At 55.4% G+C, this 15,228-nt stretch carries 10 protein-coding genes and 1 tRNA gene; 6 read left to right on the forward strand and 5 right to left on the reverse strand.

Annotated features, from left to right (window positions below; genetic code table 11):
• The first annotated feature begins 148 nt into the window (after positions 1 to 148).
• Both AC4LF3_RS08410 and AC4LF3_RS08415 read left to right on the forward strand, forming a co-directional pair.
• Positions 149 to 484, forward strand: a complete 336-nt coding sequence (locus AC4LF3_RS08410; RefSeq protein ID WP_010798007.1) for a ribonuclease E inhibitor RraB — start codon at positions 149 to 151, stop codon at positions 482 to 484.
• Between the two features lie 150 nt (positions 485 to 634).
• Entirely contained in the window at positions 635 to 1,522 is an 888-nt protein-coding gene (locus tag AC4LF3_RS08415; RefSeq protein ID WP_125887960.1) for an AEC family transporter, read from the forward strand.
• 356 nt (positions 1,523 to 1,878) lie between these two features.
• On the opposite strand, the gene AC4LF3_RS08420 is transcribed toward AC4LF3_RS08415, so the two are convergent.
• The gene (locus AC4LF3_RS08420) at positions 1,879 to 2,574 is read right to left on the reverse strand and encodes a crotonase/enoyl-CoA hydratase family protein (protein WP_286788691.1); all 696 of its coding nucleotides are present in this window, start codon (positions 2,572 to 2,574) and stop codon (positions 1,879 to 1,881) included.
• Positions 2,575 to 2,776: 202 nt separating this feature from the next.
• Between AC4LF3_RS08420 and AC4LF3_RS08425 the strand changes: the two genes are divergently transcribed.
• The 4 genes from AC4LF3_RS08425 to bcsG all read left to right on the forward strand — a co-directional run bounded on the left by AC4LF3_RS08425 (position 2,777) and on the right by bcsG (position 7,198).
• Positions 2,777 to 2,866: transfer RNA gene (locus AC4LF3_RS08425), tRNA-Ser, on the forward strand.
• A 798-nt stretch (positions 2,867 to 3,664) separates the two neighbouring features.
• Entirely contained in the window at positions 3,665 to 5,230 is a 1,566-nt protein-coding gene (gene bcsE / locus AC4LF3_RS08430) for a cellulose biosynthesis protein BcsE (RefSeq protein ID WP_491835083.1), read from the forward strand.
• Entirely contained in the window at positions 5,220 to 5,423 is a 204-nt protein-coding gene (bcsF, locus tag AC4LF3_RS08435; protein ID WP_491835084.1) for a cellulose biosynthesis protein BcsF, read from the forward strand. The genes bcsE and bcsF overlap by 11 nt, the downstream gene beginning before the upstream one ends.
• Positions 5,424 to 5,512: 89 nt before the next feature.
• The gene (gene bcsG, locus AC4LF3_RS08440) at positions 5,513 to 7,198 is read left to right on the forward strand and encodes a cellulose biosynthesis protein BcsG (RefSeq protein ID WP_491835085.1); all 1,686 of its coding nucleotides are present in this window, start codon (positions 5,513 to 5,515) and stop codon (positions 7,196 to 7,198) included.
• A 48-nt stretch (positions 7,199 to 7,246) separates the two neighbouring features.
• On the opposite strand, the gene curA is transcribed toward bcsG, so the two are convergent.
• The 4 genes from curA to bcsB form a co-directional block, all read right to left on the reverse strand.
• Positions 7,247 to 8,287 (reverse strand): NADPH-dependent curcumin/dihydrocurcumin reductase, encoded by a 1,041-nt coding sequence (curA, locus tag AC4LF3_RS08445; RefSeq protein ID WP_491835086.1) that lies wholly within the window; start codon positions 8,285 to 8,287, stop codon positions 7,247 to 7,249.
• 132 nt (positions 8,288 to 8,419) lie between these two features.
• Positions 8,420 to 11,875, reverse strand: coding sequence for a cellulose synthase complex outer membrane protein BcsC (gene bcsC, locus AC4LF3_RS08450; protein WP_491835087.1), 3,456 nt, complete (start codon positions 11,873 to 11,875; stop codon positions 8,420 to 8,422).
• Positions 11,863 to 12,966, reverse strand: a complete 1,104-nt coding sequence (bcsZ, locus tag AC4LF3_RS08455) for a cellulose synthase complex periplasmic endoglucanase BcsZ (RefSeq protein ID WP_491835088.1) — start codon at positions 12,964 to 12,966, stop codon at positions 11,863 to 11,865. Before bcsZ ends, bcsC begins: the two co-directional genes overlap by 13 nt.
• 5 nt (positions 12,967 to 12,971) lie before the next feature.
• Positions 12,972 to 15,227, reverse strand: a complete 2,256-nt coding sequence (gene bcsB, locus AC4LF3_RS08460) for a cellulose biosynthesis cyclic di-GMP-binding regulatory protein BcsB (RefSeq protein WP_491835089.1) — start codon at positions 15,225 to 15,227, stop codon at positions 12,972 to 12,974.
• Between the last annotated feature and the right edge of the window lies 1 nt (position 15,228).

The raw sequence follows: 15,228 nt of genomic DNA on the forward strand, positions 1-15,228 counted from the left end.
GCTATACGTCAGGCGTTTGTGTTGGCGTTCTTTTAGTTGAAAGGGCTCTGCGAGTGGCTTCGCTGATACCGGCGATCACCGTTGCAACGCCTCTATCACGCTCTATCGCATTAACTAAAAATCCCATTCAATGAGCAGGAGGTGCCCTATGCCTTTAAACATCTCCGATGATGTAAGCCTTACTGTGCTCCGGCAGATGAAGGAGGGTGGTTTCGACTTCTCACGCATACATCCCATCGATTTCTTCGCTATTTTTCCTGATGAAAAACAGGCCCGAGAGGCTGCATGTCAATTCAAGGGAGAGTCGTTGAACGCTCAGATAATCCCGCACGAAGAGGGTGGGTGGCACTTACAGGTCAGTAAGGTCATGTTTGCTACCTATACGACAATTGACGATTTCGAGTCTGATCTTGAGGCCGTCGTCAGTCCTCTTGGCGGAACGTTGGATGGCTGGGGCGTAACCCAGGAAATCAGGAGGACCTGATCCTGACGTCGAGGCATGGCCGTTCGTGTCATGCCTCATTTTAGTTTCTGCCATATGCTCCGTTTGATCTCACGTCCTGCACTACCGATTTACTACTCCCCGTTCTTGCCCAAGAGGGCATAATGGACTCTTGATTCAGGGGAGAAAGGCATGCTGTCAGAGTTATTCGCGGTCATGGCGCCTGTGCTCATTGGCGCAGGTATCGGCTATTTCTGGAAGCGCTGGGGCTATGAATATCCCACTGACTTCATCTCCCGCCTGGTCTTCAACGTAGCCTCTCCCTGTTTGGTCCTGGCGACACTGGGGCATGCACACATCGACAAGCACAGCTTTGGGCAAATGGCCCTGGCCTGCGTGGTTATCTGCGCGATCATGGGGTTGGCAGCCTATGGGCTTGCCCGTGTCTTCAAGCGAGACTGGAAGGTATTAGCCCCGGCATTCATGTTTCCCAATGTAGGCAACATGGGCTTGCCGGTGTGCCTGTATGCGTTTGGCGAGCAAGGCATGACGCTGGCCGTGGCATTTTATCTGGTCTTGTCGATCGGTAATTTCAGTTTAGGGATCTTCTGGATGTCCGGCGAGCGCTCGCTCAAGATGCTGCTGGGAAATCCCATCATGATCAGCGTAGCGATTGCATTATCACTCATGATGCTTGATGCCCAACTGCCGCGCTGGATTGCCAATACCGTCGACCTCATGTCCGGCCTTGCCATTCCGCTCATGCTTATTACGCTGGGCGTGTCACTGGCCAGCATACGGCCACAACACCTGGGGTCCGGCTTCCTATTCGGTGGAATCCGGCTATGTCTGGGTGCTCTTGTGGGCTGGCTGGTGGGTTGGGCGCTACATCTGCCACCTCTGGCCCATGCTGTCCTCGTCACCCAGTCATCCATGCCCGTAGCGGTTTTCAACTATCTCTATGCCCTACGCGCTAACCGGTCTCCCCAGGAAGTAGCCAGTCTCGTATTGTGTTCAACCATACTGGCGTTTGGGTTCTTGCCGCTGATGCTGGCATGGTGGCTGCCTGCCACAGGATAATCAGCCCCCCAGCAGGCGGGTCAAGTTGGGAAGTACAAGTACGATGGTGGTGATGATCAGCACAAGGCTCGCTTGCCGCCACTTGGGTGTCGGTTCTCTTAACATGACTCAAGCCCTTTCTTCTTATAGGGAGAAGCTCGATTGCTCTGTCGGCATTTATTATGGCCCTCGCAAGGGCCATATCACATTGAGTCGAGACTAGGTCGCAAGTTACAGCCTGTTTAGATCTAAAGCTTTTCTAAATCTCCTACTTAATGGTGTTTAGCGATTAAAAGGAGCGCTGTACAGCGTCTTTTCACTGTTATAGACGCGTTTCACAGAGGTTTCGTGACAACGTGCCGTTTGTCTGATGATTGTCAGGCGCGGCCGAAGTGTTGGGCGTCCAGGGCGATAGCGTCATCCAGTGCGGACAGTAATGGCGCTCTGGCCTTTACCTTCGTGTTCCCATGGGCTGACATGTTGAGCTTGCTCAGGCGCATAGCGGCGCGGTGAACAGCGTCTTCCAACGCTTCTGGCGCTACGACTTCATCCAGAAAGCCTGCTTCGACAGCCGCTTCAGGTGAAAACATTTCAGCACCAATCACGGCTCGTTGAAAGGCGGGACGGGGCAACCGGTCGCGTGCGATTTCAATACCCGCCTGATGCATTGTCATACCAATGGCGACTTCATTCAGCCCTATGGTAAAGGCGCCTTTGACGCCAATCCGGTAGTCCGCCGACAACAACAGGAAGGCACCTTTGGCAACGGCATGACCACCACATGCAACTATCACGGGGAAGGGGTGGGACAACAGGCGACGTGACAGACGAGACCCCATTGTGACCAGATCGATCGCCTGCTGCGGGCCGCTCATCATGACCTTCAGATCGAAGCCCCCGGAGAGGATTCCCGGTTGGCCTGTAATGACCACAATGGCTTTGTCCTTTTCGGCCTGATCGAGGGCCTCGTTCAGCGCATCGATAACAGCTGGCGAGAGCGCATTGACCTTGCCGTTGTTCAGCGTAAGCGTTGCCACAGGGGATTCATAGCGATAAGAAACAAGTGCGTTCATGAGTGAGCCGTTGTCGTTATTAATATTGCGGTGAACGTAACGACTGTTTCGAGTCACGTAAAGCCGTTTGGTTGACTGCCTGGTCACGCATGAACTGGGCTTTCTGATTTAAATGCATGAATACATTAAAAAAAATTTGCCATTTCAAAACTACATGGATATAGTAGCGCACCTCAACGACGCAGACGTTGAGAAAAACTCTGGTGAGGTGTCCGAGCGGTTGAAGGAGCACGCCTGGAAAGTGTGTATACGAGAAATCGTATCGTGGGTTCGAATCCCACCCTCACCGCCAGATTAACAAAACCCCTGAGAGCGAAAGCTCCAGGGGTTTTGTGCATTCTGGGTGAAATTTCTGCCGAATAGACGGGCAGGATGTCAGCGTTTTAGATACCGAGCACCTGGGGCGTAAGTTGCGAGTGTCAGATCTGGCAGGCAGGGTTCGCTGAAAGACGTTGGTTTGCGAAGTTCGCGCTCTATGTCCGTTAGCACAGTGTCCATCAGCAAAGGGTTCTGGACTTGCGCTGAGGTCAGCTTCCAGGTGAGCGGAGAATTCCCCGTTACGGGAGCTGCAGTAATGGTCAGGCTACCATCGCAATCGACCACTGTATTGACCTGGTAGCGTCCAAGCGAGAGATCCGACAGGTGAAGAAGTGACTTCATGATCAAAGAGCAGCGTTTTCCGTGATGAGTATTAGATACGGAATTTCCCAAACATTCCCGCACGGCTTGACCGTTTGTCAGATCTTCTTTTCCTGTCTTACGTCTTGATTTAGATCAAGAAAGAGGTTGTTTCACCGACGCTGTTGACTCAAGCCGCAGCGTGTCGTGGCGACATGTCCGCCGCGACCTGCCTTTTATGGCCAAAACTTCTGATGGACTGAAGGCTGTACGGGAAGGATGGTGGTAGGTGCGGTTATAAGGTCGCTGCTTAATCGCTCGACTGTCGTTTGCCAAGTTGCTGGCCATTGAATGGCTAGGCTGACTTTTTCCCCTGGGTACTGTCAAAAACCGGGATTGTGGCGTGTGGCCAACTGGATGTTCGCTGGGTTGTCTGCAATGCTGTGTTTATCTTCAGGCAAAGGCGAACAGTTTGCACATCGCTATTCATTCCCTACCTCAACAATATGGCCATATGCGCCAGCCTGGTCTGTATTGGTTGTTGGTCAACCAGGCTCTGGTGGCCGATACGTTGCTGCTGTCAACCCTCCATGAACAAGCTTCGGACGTATCGTCAATTTGCGTATTGCCTGACCGGCCCAAGGACAGCTGGATCGACGTTCTGCTGGCTCATAAAACTAACGTCCGGTTTTATACGCTAGCTGAACAGAACCATGAACGCTGGCTGGAGCGGTTGACCGAAGAGCTTGAATGGTATGGCAGGTTGGCCGGCCGGCTGATCGTGGTGCAGTACGATGTTCGCCAATTGGACAGTCTGACCGAGGCTGCGCTGAAAAAGCGGCTGGCTCATCTGGCCGGATGGGTCCGTAAGCACAAGGCTACATGGCTCATGATTGGGGTAGGAGATGGTGTCCAGCAGCGTACACGTCTGGCGCCACTAAGTGATGAGTTATCCGGCCTGGGTGAAATGGAGCGTCATGCCTTTCATGTGCATTACCATATTGATCACTGGCGTAGCGGGGAAGGTGGCGTTTTTCATGCTGACTTCTCACTTGAGCTGAGTGAGTCCGGCCTGCGACTGGCCAATGCCGCTGATGTGGAAGTGTCTACCAGTAACCGTGATGACGAGGTGGTTCTGGCCTGGCGAGAATGCCTGGCAGGCCGACAGGCACCCTCCCGGCATTGGCAGCTGTTTGACTCACTGGAAGATCTGCTTAATGCAGCCCATGGCGCCCATGCCGCTACGGTAGTGCTGGGCATTGCAACGGCGGGCAAGGTAGAGGAGCTGGCAAGACAGATCCATGGCTTACGCGCTGCCCGAGGCAATCGGCTCAAGATTGTGATTCGTGAAATCAGTCAGTGTCTTCGCCACGTGGATGAACGGCTGTTCTTTTCAGCGGGTACCAACCTCGTTGTGCCGTACCTGAACGATGTATCCCGTTTCTTTAGTCAGTTGCAAAGTGTACAAGGACAGATTTATCGGCGAACGGGCGATACGGACTTCGATAAGCTCCTGCAGGCATTACGTCCCCAGTTCATGCGTGGCTATGTGGCTGCAGAGACTTTTATTGGCAGTGTACAGGCCGAGCTGGAGCGCATCGTACAGGATGAGCTGCCCGGCATGGTATTAAAGCTCAAGCCCGCCCATGGTCTGACCGCTCTGGATCTATTGGCACAGTGCGACATGAAGCGTCGTGGCGATTTCGTGACGGTGGTCGAGCAAAGCTTGTACCTGTATCTGTTTGCGTGTCGCCTTAACGATATCGAACCGGCCTTGCGAAATATTTTTCGTGTTTCTGTCGATACGCTGGCATCGAGTATCGAGATTTATGACAGTGCCGAGCGGTTGGGGCTGGAGCTGAGTCGAATGAATGCGCTACCGGCCCAGCATGACTATACGGATGACCTTGCCTTCCGGCTCAAAGGTATTGCCGAGCCGGCTGACATCAAAGATGTCTCTCCCGAATCGGGTGAGCCACAGCCTGTATTGAGGCGTGTTTCGCTTATGGTAAAGAGGACTGCAACCCATGAGCGATGAGCTGTTTCACTACGCCATCATTCTGACCGGCATTCTGGCCTTTCTGGCGGGTTTTTTGCTGCGCTCGGCTTGGAAGGCCATACTGGATTGGATATCTCACAAGACACAAAGGCCTCGTTACCTGAAACCCTCGATAGAGCTTAAAGGGGGCAAGATTCGTGATGGCGAGACAAAAGGGCGGGGTAATCAGTAAACCTGACGGACGTTTATGCTCCATCATCCATTCGACTACGCCTCGCTATCGCCTTGAGCGGGCAGGACGCCTTGATTGAAGATGTGTTTATGACCGATAGACCACTGCTGCTGCCACCCACCGCGCTTCAATACTGGCGAGGGTTGGGCTTCTGGAATTACTACTTCCTCACCAAATTCGTGCTGGTCTGGCAAGGCCTGCTAAATTTTCATGCGTTGGAGAATTTGGCCTTTGCGGCTTTTCTGTTGGTGCCGCTGCCGCCGGTATGGCTGCACCGTCTGAGGCATGTCGTGGCGATTCCCATTGGCGTGTCGCTTTATCTATATGACACCTGGCTACCCCCTGTCAGCCGGCTCTTTGCCCAGTCTGCTGAGATATCGGCGTTCAGTTTTGACTATATCCTTGAGCTGGTAGGGCGGTTCATTAATACTTCCTGGCTGGCCGCAGGTCTCGTGCTGTTGGTGGGGTACCTGTTCTTCAGTCAGTGGATACGTTTCACGGCGGTAACGGTTGTAGCCTTGGTAGCGATTCTGATGGCTGGCCAGACAACCTTCTGGCGTTCATCAAACCCTGCCGCGGGACCAACACTTGTAGACGTCCCAACCACGGCTGTACAGCCTGGAGGACAGGCGTCGCCTGTGCCCAGGCCGGTGGCGGGCGGAACGGTAGAGCCAACCGATGCTAATCTCAATGCAACACTCAGTGATTTTTATACCCATCAGAGCACTCTGGTCAGCCAGTTCCCTCCAACTCTAGGTAGCGACGCGGCCCCCTTTGACGTGCTGATCCTGAATATCTGCTCATTGGCCTGGGACGACATGGAGGATGTCGGACTCAGTCAGCATCCGCTCTGGAACAAGATGGACGTGCTGTTTGATGACTTCAATTCGGCCGCTACTTACAGCGGACCAGCTGTATTGAGGCTGCTTCGAGCGAGCTGCGGCCAGTTGCCTAATGCCGGGTTGTATCAGCCTGCCAGCAAACAGTGCTTTCTCTTCGAAAATCTCAAGCAGTTGGGTTTTGACGAGGCTATGGTCATGAACCATACCGGTCGCTTCGATAATCTGATTGGGCAGGTCAAAGACAACGGTGATATGCAGGCGACTCTTTTCCCGTTTGGGGACTTGCGGCCTGTCATGATGGGCTTTGATGGCTCGCCCATTTACCGTGATGGACAAGTGCTCTCCAAATGGTGGCAACAGCGACTAGACAATGCGTCAGCGCGCGAGGCGATGTTCTACAACACAATCTCGCTGCACGACGGGAATCGGGTCATTGATCCAACGTCCGGCAAGACGGTCACGGCAGAATACAAGCCGCGTCTGCAAAATGTATTAGATGACCTGAGCGGATTTATGGATCGCCTCCAGGCTTCTGGAAAGCCGGTTCTGCTGGTGATCGTGTCCGAGCATGGCGCCGCATTGCGAGGCGATCTCATGCAGATTAAGGGAATGCGAGAAATTCCAAGCCCTACCGTGACGCACATTCCGGCCGGCGTCAAACTCATCAATGCCAAGGCGACGTTGAGTGGGGCGCCTGTTCATATCCGTACGCCCGCCAGCTACTTTGCGTTGTCGGAATTGATCAATCACTTGGTGGATGGCGCTGCCTGGAAAAATCCGAATTTTGACCTGAATGCCATCATTACCAGCCTGCCGCAGCTGGATCATGTGGTGGCGGAAAACGAAGGCAGTGTGATGATGCGTTTCAACAACACGCATTATTTGAGGCTGGATGGTAAAAGCTGGATCAAGTATCCGGAGCGGGGGAAGTAAGCGAGAAAGGCCAGTCGTAATGTACGGCTGGCCTTTCTGGCGCTAGCTTCAGTCGTTGCCGACCCGGACGACCAGCTTGCCAAAGTTCTTGCCTTCCAGGAGGCCCGTAAACGCGTCAGGAGCATTCTCCAGGCCGTCCACGATCTGTTCGCGATATTTGATCTTGCCTTCACTTACCCAGGGCGTCATGTTTTCCAGGAACTCACCGTAACGGTCGCCATAGTCCATGGTGATGATGAACCCTTGCATGCGAATGCGCTTGTGCAGGAACGTAGCCTCCAGCATCGGGAGGCGATCCTTGCCGTCAGGCAGATCCTTTGGATCCTTGTTGTAAGTGGCGATCAGACCGCACACCGGTACGCGTGCCTTGGTGTTCAGGAGAGGCAGAACCGCATCGAATACCTTGCCGCCTACGTTTTCGAAATATACATCAATACCTTTGGGGCAGGCCTTGGCCAGTGCCTCGGCAAAATGCTCACTCCGGTGGTCGATGCATTCATCAAAGCCCAGGGCTTCTACGGCATGCTGGCATTTTTCGGCTCCGCCCGCGATGCCTACAACGCGGCAGCCCTTGAGCTTGGCAATCTGTCCCACCGTCGAGCCAACGGGACCGGTGGCCGCGGCAACCACAACGGTTTCACCCTCCTTGGGCTGTCCGATATCAAGCAGCCCCATGTAAGCAGTAAAACCAGGCATTCCAAGAACGCCCAATGACCAGGAGGGATGCTCCGGATTATCGCCGAGCTTGTTGAGACCATCGCCATTGGAGACGGCATAATCCTGCCAGCCATTAGCAGCTAATACCCATTCGCCTTCCTTGTAATCCGGATGTCGGGAGCTTTCCACGCGGCAAACCGTGCCTCCTACCATCACATCGCCCACTTGCATCGGATCGGCATAAGATTTCGCATCGCTCATCCGGCCCCTCATGTAGGGGTCGAGAGACAGGTAGACCGTGCGCAGCAATACTTCACCGTCTTTTGGCTCAGGGCGAGGCTCGCGCTCCAGACGAAAGTTCTCTTGCGTCGGTGCGCCTTGCGGGCGCGAGGCCATTACGATGCGGCGATTTTCGTTTTGGGATTGGATCATGTCTCACTCCTGTGGATCATCCAGGGTCAGCGCTGTGCCTGTTCAACGAGAGCAGGCGGGCTGTTGGTTACAGGGAAGGGACTGACCCAGATGCCCAGGGTTCCTGAAAATCTCTTTCAGGCTGGCCTGGGTTTAATTGAATTGTGCATATTCCTGAAGTGGCTCGGTCGGCATCCTGAGATCGCCTTCCCAGGGAGCAAAACTGTAGCGCAGGTACACGAGTGCCTGGTTGGGTTTGTAGTCACTCCCCACGGAGCGCTCGATTCCGGCAGACGTACCGATGAACCAGTTGGGCGAAAGACGACGCTCCAGCGAAAAGCTGGCTCGATAGCCAAGGCCTTTGCTGCGGCCTCCCGTCAGTACAGGATTTCCTGCTTCGCGCTGCCAGGCGGACTTTGTCGGGAAGTAATCCGCATCATCCTCTTTCACCCAGGAGTAGCTGGCTGATGCTTCGGCGTAAAACGACCAAGCATCCCAGCGTTGCGCAAAGTTGATCGGGACAGAGTAGGACAGGTATTGCTGTGGGCTATAATAGCCTCCCTGGCCGAACGTATAACCGCTCAGGTTTTCCTTGAAGTGCCAGTACATGACGTTACTGCCAACCCGCAGGCGTCGATTGGGCTCGTCGATCAGGCGAAAGTAGATTCCGCTCATCAGGCGCAGGCGATCATTGCTTTCCACGTTTTTACCAGTCAGACGATGAGCCTGCAGGCTCGACCAGATGCCATAGAAGCCGCCCTGGTCGTAGCTCAAACCAAGCGATACCCCATTGGTGCGGACGCCACCCCAGGTTTTGCCTGTGCGAGGGTCTTCAGTACCTGCATAAGCCAATAAGGACGTGGACAGGGCGCGGCGGGAAATATCCATTGTCCAGCCAAGGGGCTCAAGATCGCCGCTCAGGCGTACGCCTCCCACGATATCCTGTACTGGAAACCCCAGGGGAGTAGTACCTACGTCCCATTGGGTGTCTTGCCCACGCCAGCCAACAGCCAGGCTGGTACCTTGAGCTCGTTGGTTGATATGCCCGCGACTGCATTCCTCACGGGTCTGGCAGAGGGCCACACTTCCAAAGTTGTTCTGCTCAAGAATGTTTCCTAGGTCGCCATTATCCATCGTAATGGTTTCCGCCCGGAAAAAGCCTTTGCCCTCCCTGAGGGGATGATCAGCTTCAAAGCGTAGATCATGGGCTTTGAGGTCCGATATACCCGGTGTGCCTGAGCTGTCCCATGCGTCATATTGCAGTGTCGCAGTAGCGGTCTGCTGTTGATAAAGCTCAGCGGTATCGCTGCGAATGCTGCGGTTGAGCCAGTCGTCATCAGGTTGTACTCGGGTTTGTCGGGTGAACTGCGCATCGTTTTGGCCCGGATCGCCCATGTTGCTTGTGCGCATGGCCTGGCGATAGCGATCAAGCGCCAGGTCCGGCTGTTGATTGCGCTTGGCGAGCCGCGCCGCATCGCGCCATAGGAGCGGATCACGGGTCTCGACCTCCAGCGCGGCATTCATGTAGGCAGCGGCTTTCTCCGGCTCTCCCAATTCCGACCACAAATTGGCCATCCGACGTTGTTGTCCTGCAGTGGCTGCTTTGGAGGACAGCTCGGCCAGTTGGCGCCGTGCCTGGATATCAAGGCTCTGCTGATGGGCAAGCTCTGCCAGGCTGAGTCCGGCTTCTATATTGTCAGGCTCAAGTACCTGAGCTGCACGGTAATAACGTTTGGCCTCGTCAGGATGTCCACCTAATACCGACCACTCGCCCAGCAGGAGAGGAATACCCGCTTCCTTGGAAAAACGCGTACGTGCCTTTTCAAGCAGGGCGGTCGCATCCTGGGTGCGGCCCCGATTGTTTAAATCGCGCGCTTGAGCCAGGGTCAGGCCATAATCCAGTCGATAGGCAAGGCTGTGCATATCCTCACTCCACTGGTTGGCAGGGACTTGACGCAGGCTATCAAGCGCCCGTTGCGCCTGGTTCTGACTGTCGAGAAAGAGCGCATGGGCATACCGCAGGACCGGATCAGTGGAGCGCTGACGCAGCTGATTTGCAAAGGCGTCTTCTGCCTTTGGATTACCCAGTGCTGCGCGCGCTCTAGCAAGGTTATAGGCCAGCCAGGGATCCTGCGGCTGCAGCTCAAGGGCTTCTGTCAGCTTGTGCTCAGCGGTTGCCCATTGACCCTTGGCGGCATGGGCATCGGCCTCGCGCGACAAGATGTTCGCCTGAATCCGGTTCAACTCAGGTGTATAACGTTGACGCTGATCCTGGGGAAGGGAGGCGATAAGAGATTTGGCCGTGTCGATCTGGTTTTGCTGAAGATAAAGGTTGATGAGGCCCCGTAGTGCTGGACCGTTTCGACGGTCATAGGCCAGCGCCCGCTTGTAGGTCTGCTCGGCTCTGTTCGTATCACCCTGCGCTGCATAGACATCGGCAAGGCCCGTCAAGGGCTCTACGGCGCGAGGTTGCAGTCTGGCAGCGTTCTGGTAGGCCTTTGTCGCTGCAGTGTAATTGCCTGCACGCAATGCAGTATCCCCGTCATTGAGGGTTGCCCAGAATTGGGCTGTGTTGATCAGGCTTTGCCACTTGGCTCGCTGGTCGATGTTCTGCTCGTTGGCCAGGGCCTGCTGGTAAAAGGCCAACGCTTCTCGATGCCTACTTTCGCGCTGCCGTAGTCTTCCCAGATTGCCTAACGCATCTGAATCATTGGGGAAGCCCTTGAGGGCCTGTTGCAAGGCGCGCTCGATAGCGGCATGGTCCTGCGAGTTTTGCTCCAGGAGCTGCTGCGCCCTCTGCTTGGCTCTGAACGCTGGGTTTGCCAGCAGCTGTTGTTGCGCGGCCAATCCCTCGTGGGCGATAGGAGCTGCATCCGGGTAGGACTCAAGGTAACGCTTCCAGAGCGTGACAGCCCGATCTTCAACTGGCATTCGCTGGAGTTGGTCCAGCCATACTGCAGAGGCACCCTGGCGGGCGTAGGGGTCCTGACTGAGCTTTTCCAGGTCCTTGTAGGCTTCTGGATCATACGGATTCAGATCAAGGCGCTGTCTGACCAGCGCCAGCCGATAATTGCCACTTTGCGGATAGCGATTTACCAGTGATTGAATACCCTGTAGGGCTCTGGTATGACCCTGTGGCGTATTGGCAACCGCTTGCCAATATTCCAGCTCGTATTCAGGCGACGGTAAACCCGGCTTGAATAGTTCATCGTATAGCTTCAGGGCTTCGTCATAGCGACCCGCCCGTGCGAGCAGCCTGGCTTGAAGAAGCTGCGCTTTTTTTTGTGGCTGGTCGAGTTCGATATCAAGCCGTACCAGACTCAACGCCTGCGAACCTGGAGCAACCTTCTCCAGATGTTCCAGTGCGGCCTGTGCTTCCTGCGGCTTGTTCTGTCTTAACTTCAGGCGGGCAAGGGCAGCCAAGCCTTCCGGATGATCAGGTGCAATTTTGAAGAGGCGGTAAAGGCTGTCTTCGATCAGGTCATCTTTGTTACGCGCCTCGCCAGCCCTGACTTGCGCCATTAGCCGATCCTCCGGCGTAACGGGCCCCTCGGCCTGGGCCGACAGGCTAACCAATAGAAGAGACAGCAGAACAATCAGCGTGGGCATGCAGCGGTATCCGGCAACTGCAATTCACCATGAACGTTGAAGCGGAAGCGACCTTCTTGCCAGCCTCGTCCAAACAGCGACAGGACATTGCCATAATAGGCATCTGCCTCGAGCGGCTCCTGCTTCAGACGGGTTAGCTGAGCGTCGAGAGCCGCCTTGTCACCCAGGCTTGCCAGAAGCGGAAGTACAGCCGCCGAGAAGCCTAAAGGCCCTCGGTTTTGAGTAGTCCCTGTCTCGGCATTGACCTCTTCGGGCGGGTAGCCCCGTTGCGAGACATAAGTCTGCATGGGCTGGAAGCGCGAAAGCAGGCTATCCCGGCCGGCTGATCCAGGCGCCTGCATACCTGCCCACAGGTAAACACGAATGGCGTTATAACTGCCTTGCCAGCTGCTCCGCTCGGAGCCATGCCAGGCACCTGAGCGCCAATCAATCCAGTCAGGTGCAAAGCCTTTGGGCGCGGTTTCGTTCAGCAGTCGCAGCGTAGGAGCAATCATGCCTTGCCAGGGGCCTTCCGGATGCTTGTATGCAAAGCTGCTAAGTAAGAAAAGGGGCGTGTAGCTGGGGTTTAGCGTCCAGCTGTCCTCGTCGATAAAACCGACCGGGGCGGGCAGAAGCACCGGACCAAGCCCCTCAACCCGCGTGACTTCCTGCTTTTCGATCTGCTGCAGAAGCCGATTGGATAACGTCTGGTAATTGTGAATCCGCCAGAGGCGCGAGGCTTCCTGAAGGCTGTAGGCAATCCAGAGGTCGGCATCGGAAGCTGCGTTGTCATCCAGTATTTGAAAGTTGCCGTTTTCCGCACGCCCCCAGAGCCAGGCGGGCAGGTGTTTGGAAAAGTCTCCCTGGCTCAGGTTGCCCTGCGTCCAGTTGACTAAACGCTGAAACGTGGTTCGGTCACCTGCTACCAGGGCGAAAAAGAGCGCGTAGGATTGTCCCTCCGATGTTGTGATTGCGCGCTTGTCGCTGCGATCAATCACCCTGCCATTTTCGATGAACCCGCGCTTGAAACTTTCCCAAGCCGGCCACTGGCAGGCAGCCGAGACGGGGCTGGCGAGACTGATCAGACAGAGGGAGGCAAGCACTTTTTTCATGAAGGTTACTCCTGTTCCTGCAGGCGACGGCGCGCCAGCCAGCGGAGGACATTCCAGAGCAAGGCAGCCAATATCAGTGTGGTCACGATTGCAATGAATGCCAGTAGCAGCGGATGTGCGGACAGGTGATACCAGAGCAGCAGCCACCAGGGCAGGCTGCCTACGTAGTAAGGCTCTCCTACGATATGACTGTCGATCCGGTCTCCGCGGAAAAGACTGACGGACCCGGTGACATTCTCAAGCCCGGTATTCTGGCTCAAGGCCTCTTGCAGCTGCTGATAGCTGTTTTCGCCATAACCCATCAGAGCGACTACGCTGCGCGAGCTGGCGTCTGGGGATTCAAACCCGACCAGCGCCGAGATCGGCCCCGACGACGACGTCTGCAACTGTGTGTCTGCCGTAGCAGACCCGGTGTCCTGTAGCGGCGACTCAAGTCGGGATATCTTGCGGTTGGGCAGCATGAGCGACGTTCGGGTCTCATCCACGAACGCTGTCATATTCTTGTCCAACTCGGTCCGAGCCTGCTCGGGAATTTCACCTATTATCAGAACGTCGCGTTCGCCTTTCTTTATGGTTGACCAGTCATCACCAATAGCAACCTGTGTCGCGGGATAGCCTGTAATGGCCCCCATGCGTCCCATCAACGCAAACAAAAGGCCTGTCTGTTCCGGCGTTGGCTGCGAGGGCATCATTACCTGCGTCTGGGATAGATCGGCAAGGCGAGTAAAGGGATATCCGGCACTGACAAAGGCGCGTAGATCGGGCATGGCCTTGTAGTGATAGAGCGAAGAAAAATCAATGGTCGAGTCCGGATCGATTGCAGCTTGAACATTGAGCGGAAGCGTCGTGGTGCAGCTGGTATTGTCGCCATTGGCCGGGAAGGCGCCGAAAGAAAAATCAAAACGCAGCTCATTGCGAGCCCCTAGCTTGAGTGACGGCACTTGAAAGCCGGTACTGGTCCCTAGCGGATTTTCGTTAAGAATCGGCAGATTAACACCGCCCATGCTCTGGTTGGCATTCTTGCTCAGCGTAAAGGCCTTGATGAACTGGTTGTTGGCGTTGACCGTCAACAGGGCTGTATCGTCACGGAGCGGGGGCGTGTAGCGGTATTTAAGATCCAGCGGGATACCGCGATTACGCCACACGAACAGGTCCGGCGGAATATTGAACGCCAGCGTAATCGGTCGCGGCACCATGCCGGTGACTTCCAGCTGATTGGGATAATCCATTAGCTCGCCCAATCGAGTAGGGCGATCCAGTGAAACCCAATTTGGGGCATCGTAGGGTTGGCGGGGTGCCAGGGTTTGCAGAGAGTCCACAGTGGTGGATTGCCCTCGTAACGTAACAGCGCCCAAGGCGACAGCTTTCGCTGCAGTCAGCAGGTCGTTGTCGTCACGCCCAAGGATCAGTAACAGCTTCCCGTAGGGATTTTGCGGATTCTCGACAATCTCAATTGTCGGTGCTGTCACCTCCGCATGGCCTTCAATCAACGCAGGCAATTGTGCATTCGTTGCAAACACAACGGCATTGCCTTGAGAGGGCAGGCGTCCAAATGAGGTTGGAAAGCTGGCACCGCGCCAGCCACTCAGCGTTCCAAACCAGGACGCCATTACTGCCCCAGCAGTCTGCTCGGCACTGTTGGGGCGATCTGCAAAGATGAATGGAACGCTCAGGGGCGTTGGGTCGCGTTGATCGAAAAAGGGCTCTGGTAATTTGGATAAGTCATTCTGGATCTTTAGTGCCTGAGTGCTCAGGATCAGCTGGCTTTTCGCGCTGAAGTCAACCCATAGGCTGGAGTGCAGCGGGTCTTCGCAAATGGGGGCATAGTGGCCAACCAACTCAAAGCGCACGTTGTTGTAATCAGAAATAAACTGGGCATCGAGCGGTAGATCCCGCGTGATTTCCTTGCCCAGATCCGCCTGATTGATAGGCAATACCCCCATCAATTCATTGTTCAGATAGACCTTCAGGTGCGACTGCACCGGAATCAGCGCCGGCGAGGGGGTATACACCAGATGGAGTCGAGCGCCTGTGACGACCTCATCGCTACGTAACCCGAACGATGCGTAGAGATTTCTCAAGACATTACGGGTCGTCAGGTTTCCCGCTGATGAGATCTGATTGAAGCCCAGCTGCCGCTCCTGTACCGGTGGGGCAACGGGTGTCGTGTTGGGAGCAGGCGCAACCGTAGGCGCCGCGGTAGTCCAGGGGGCGCAGGCCAGCAGAGCCGCTGCGATGAGAAAGCGGATTACGCCTTTCATG

Source organism: Pseudomonas sp. C2.3V (genome assembly GCF_058536325.1).

Coding starts and splice junctions, on each gene's coding strand:
- bcsF (WP_491835084.1), top strand. CDS start 5,220: ATGAGCGATGAGCTGTTTCACTACGCCATCATTCTGACCGGCATTCTG.
- AC4LF3_RS08410 (WP_010798007.1), top strand. CDS start 149: ATGCCTTTAAACATCTCCGATGATGTAAGCCTTACTGTGCTCCGGCAG.
- AC4LF3_RS08415 (WP_125887960.1), top strand. CDS start 635: ATGCTGTCAGAGTTATTCGCGGTCATGGCGCCTGTGCTCATTGGCGCA.
- AC4LF3_RS08420 (WP_286788691.1), bottom strand. CDS start 2,574: ATGAACGCACTTGTTTCTTATCGCTATGAATCCCCTGTGGCAACGCTT.
- bcsB (WP_491835089.1), bottom strand. CDS start 15,227: ATGAAAGGCGTAATCCGCTTTCTCATCGCAGCGGCTCTGCTGGCCTGC.
- curA (WP_491835086.1), bottom strand. CDS start 8,287: ATGATCCAATCCCAAAACGAAAATCGCCGCATCGTAATGGCCTCGCGC.
- bcsZ (WP_491835088.1), bottom strand. CDS start 12,966: ATGAAAAAAGTGCTTGCCTCCCTCTGTCTGATCAGTCTCGCCAGCCCC.
- bcsG (WP_491835085.1), top strand. CDS start 5,513: ATGACCGATAGACCACTGCTGCTGCCACCCACCGCGCTTCAATACTGG.
- bcsC (WP_491835087.1), bottom strand. CDS start 11,875: ATGCCCACGCTGATTGTTCTGCTGTCTCTTCTATTGGTTAGCCTGTCG.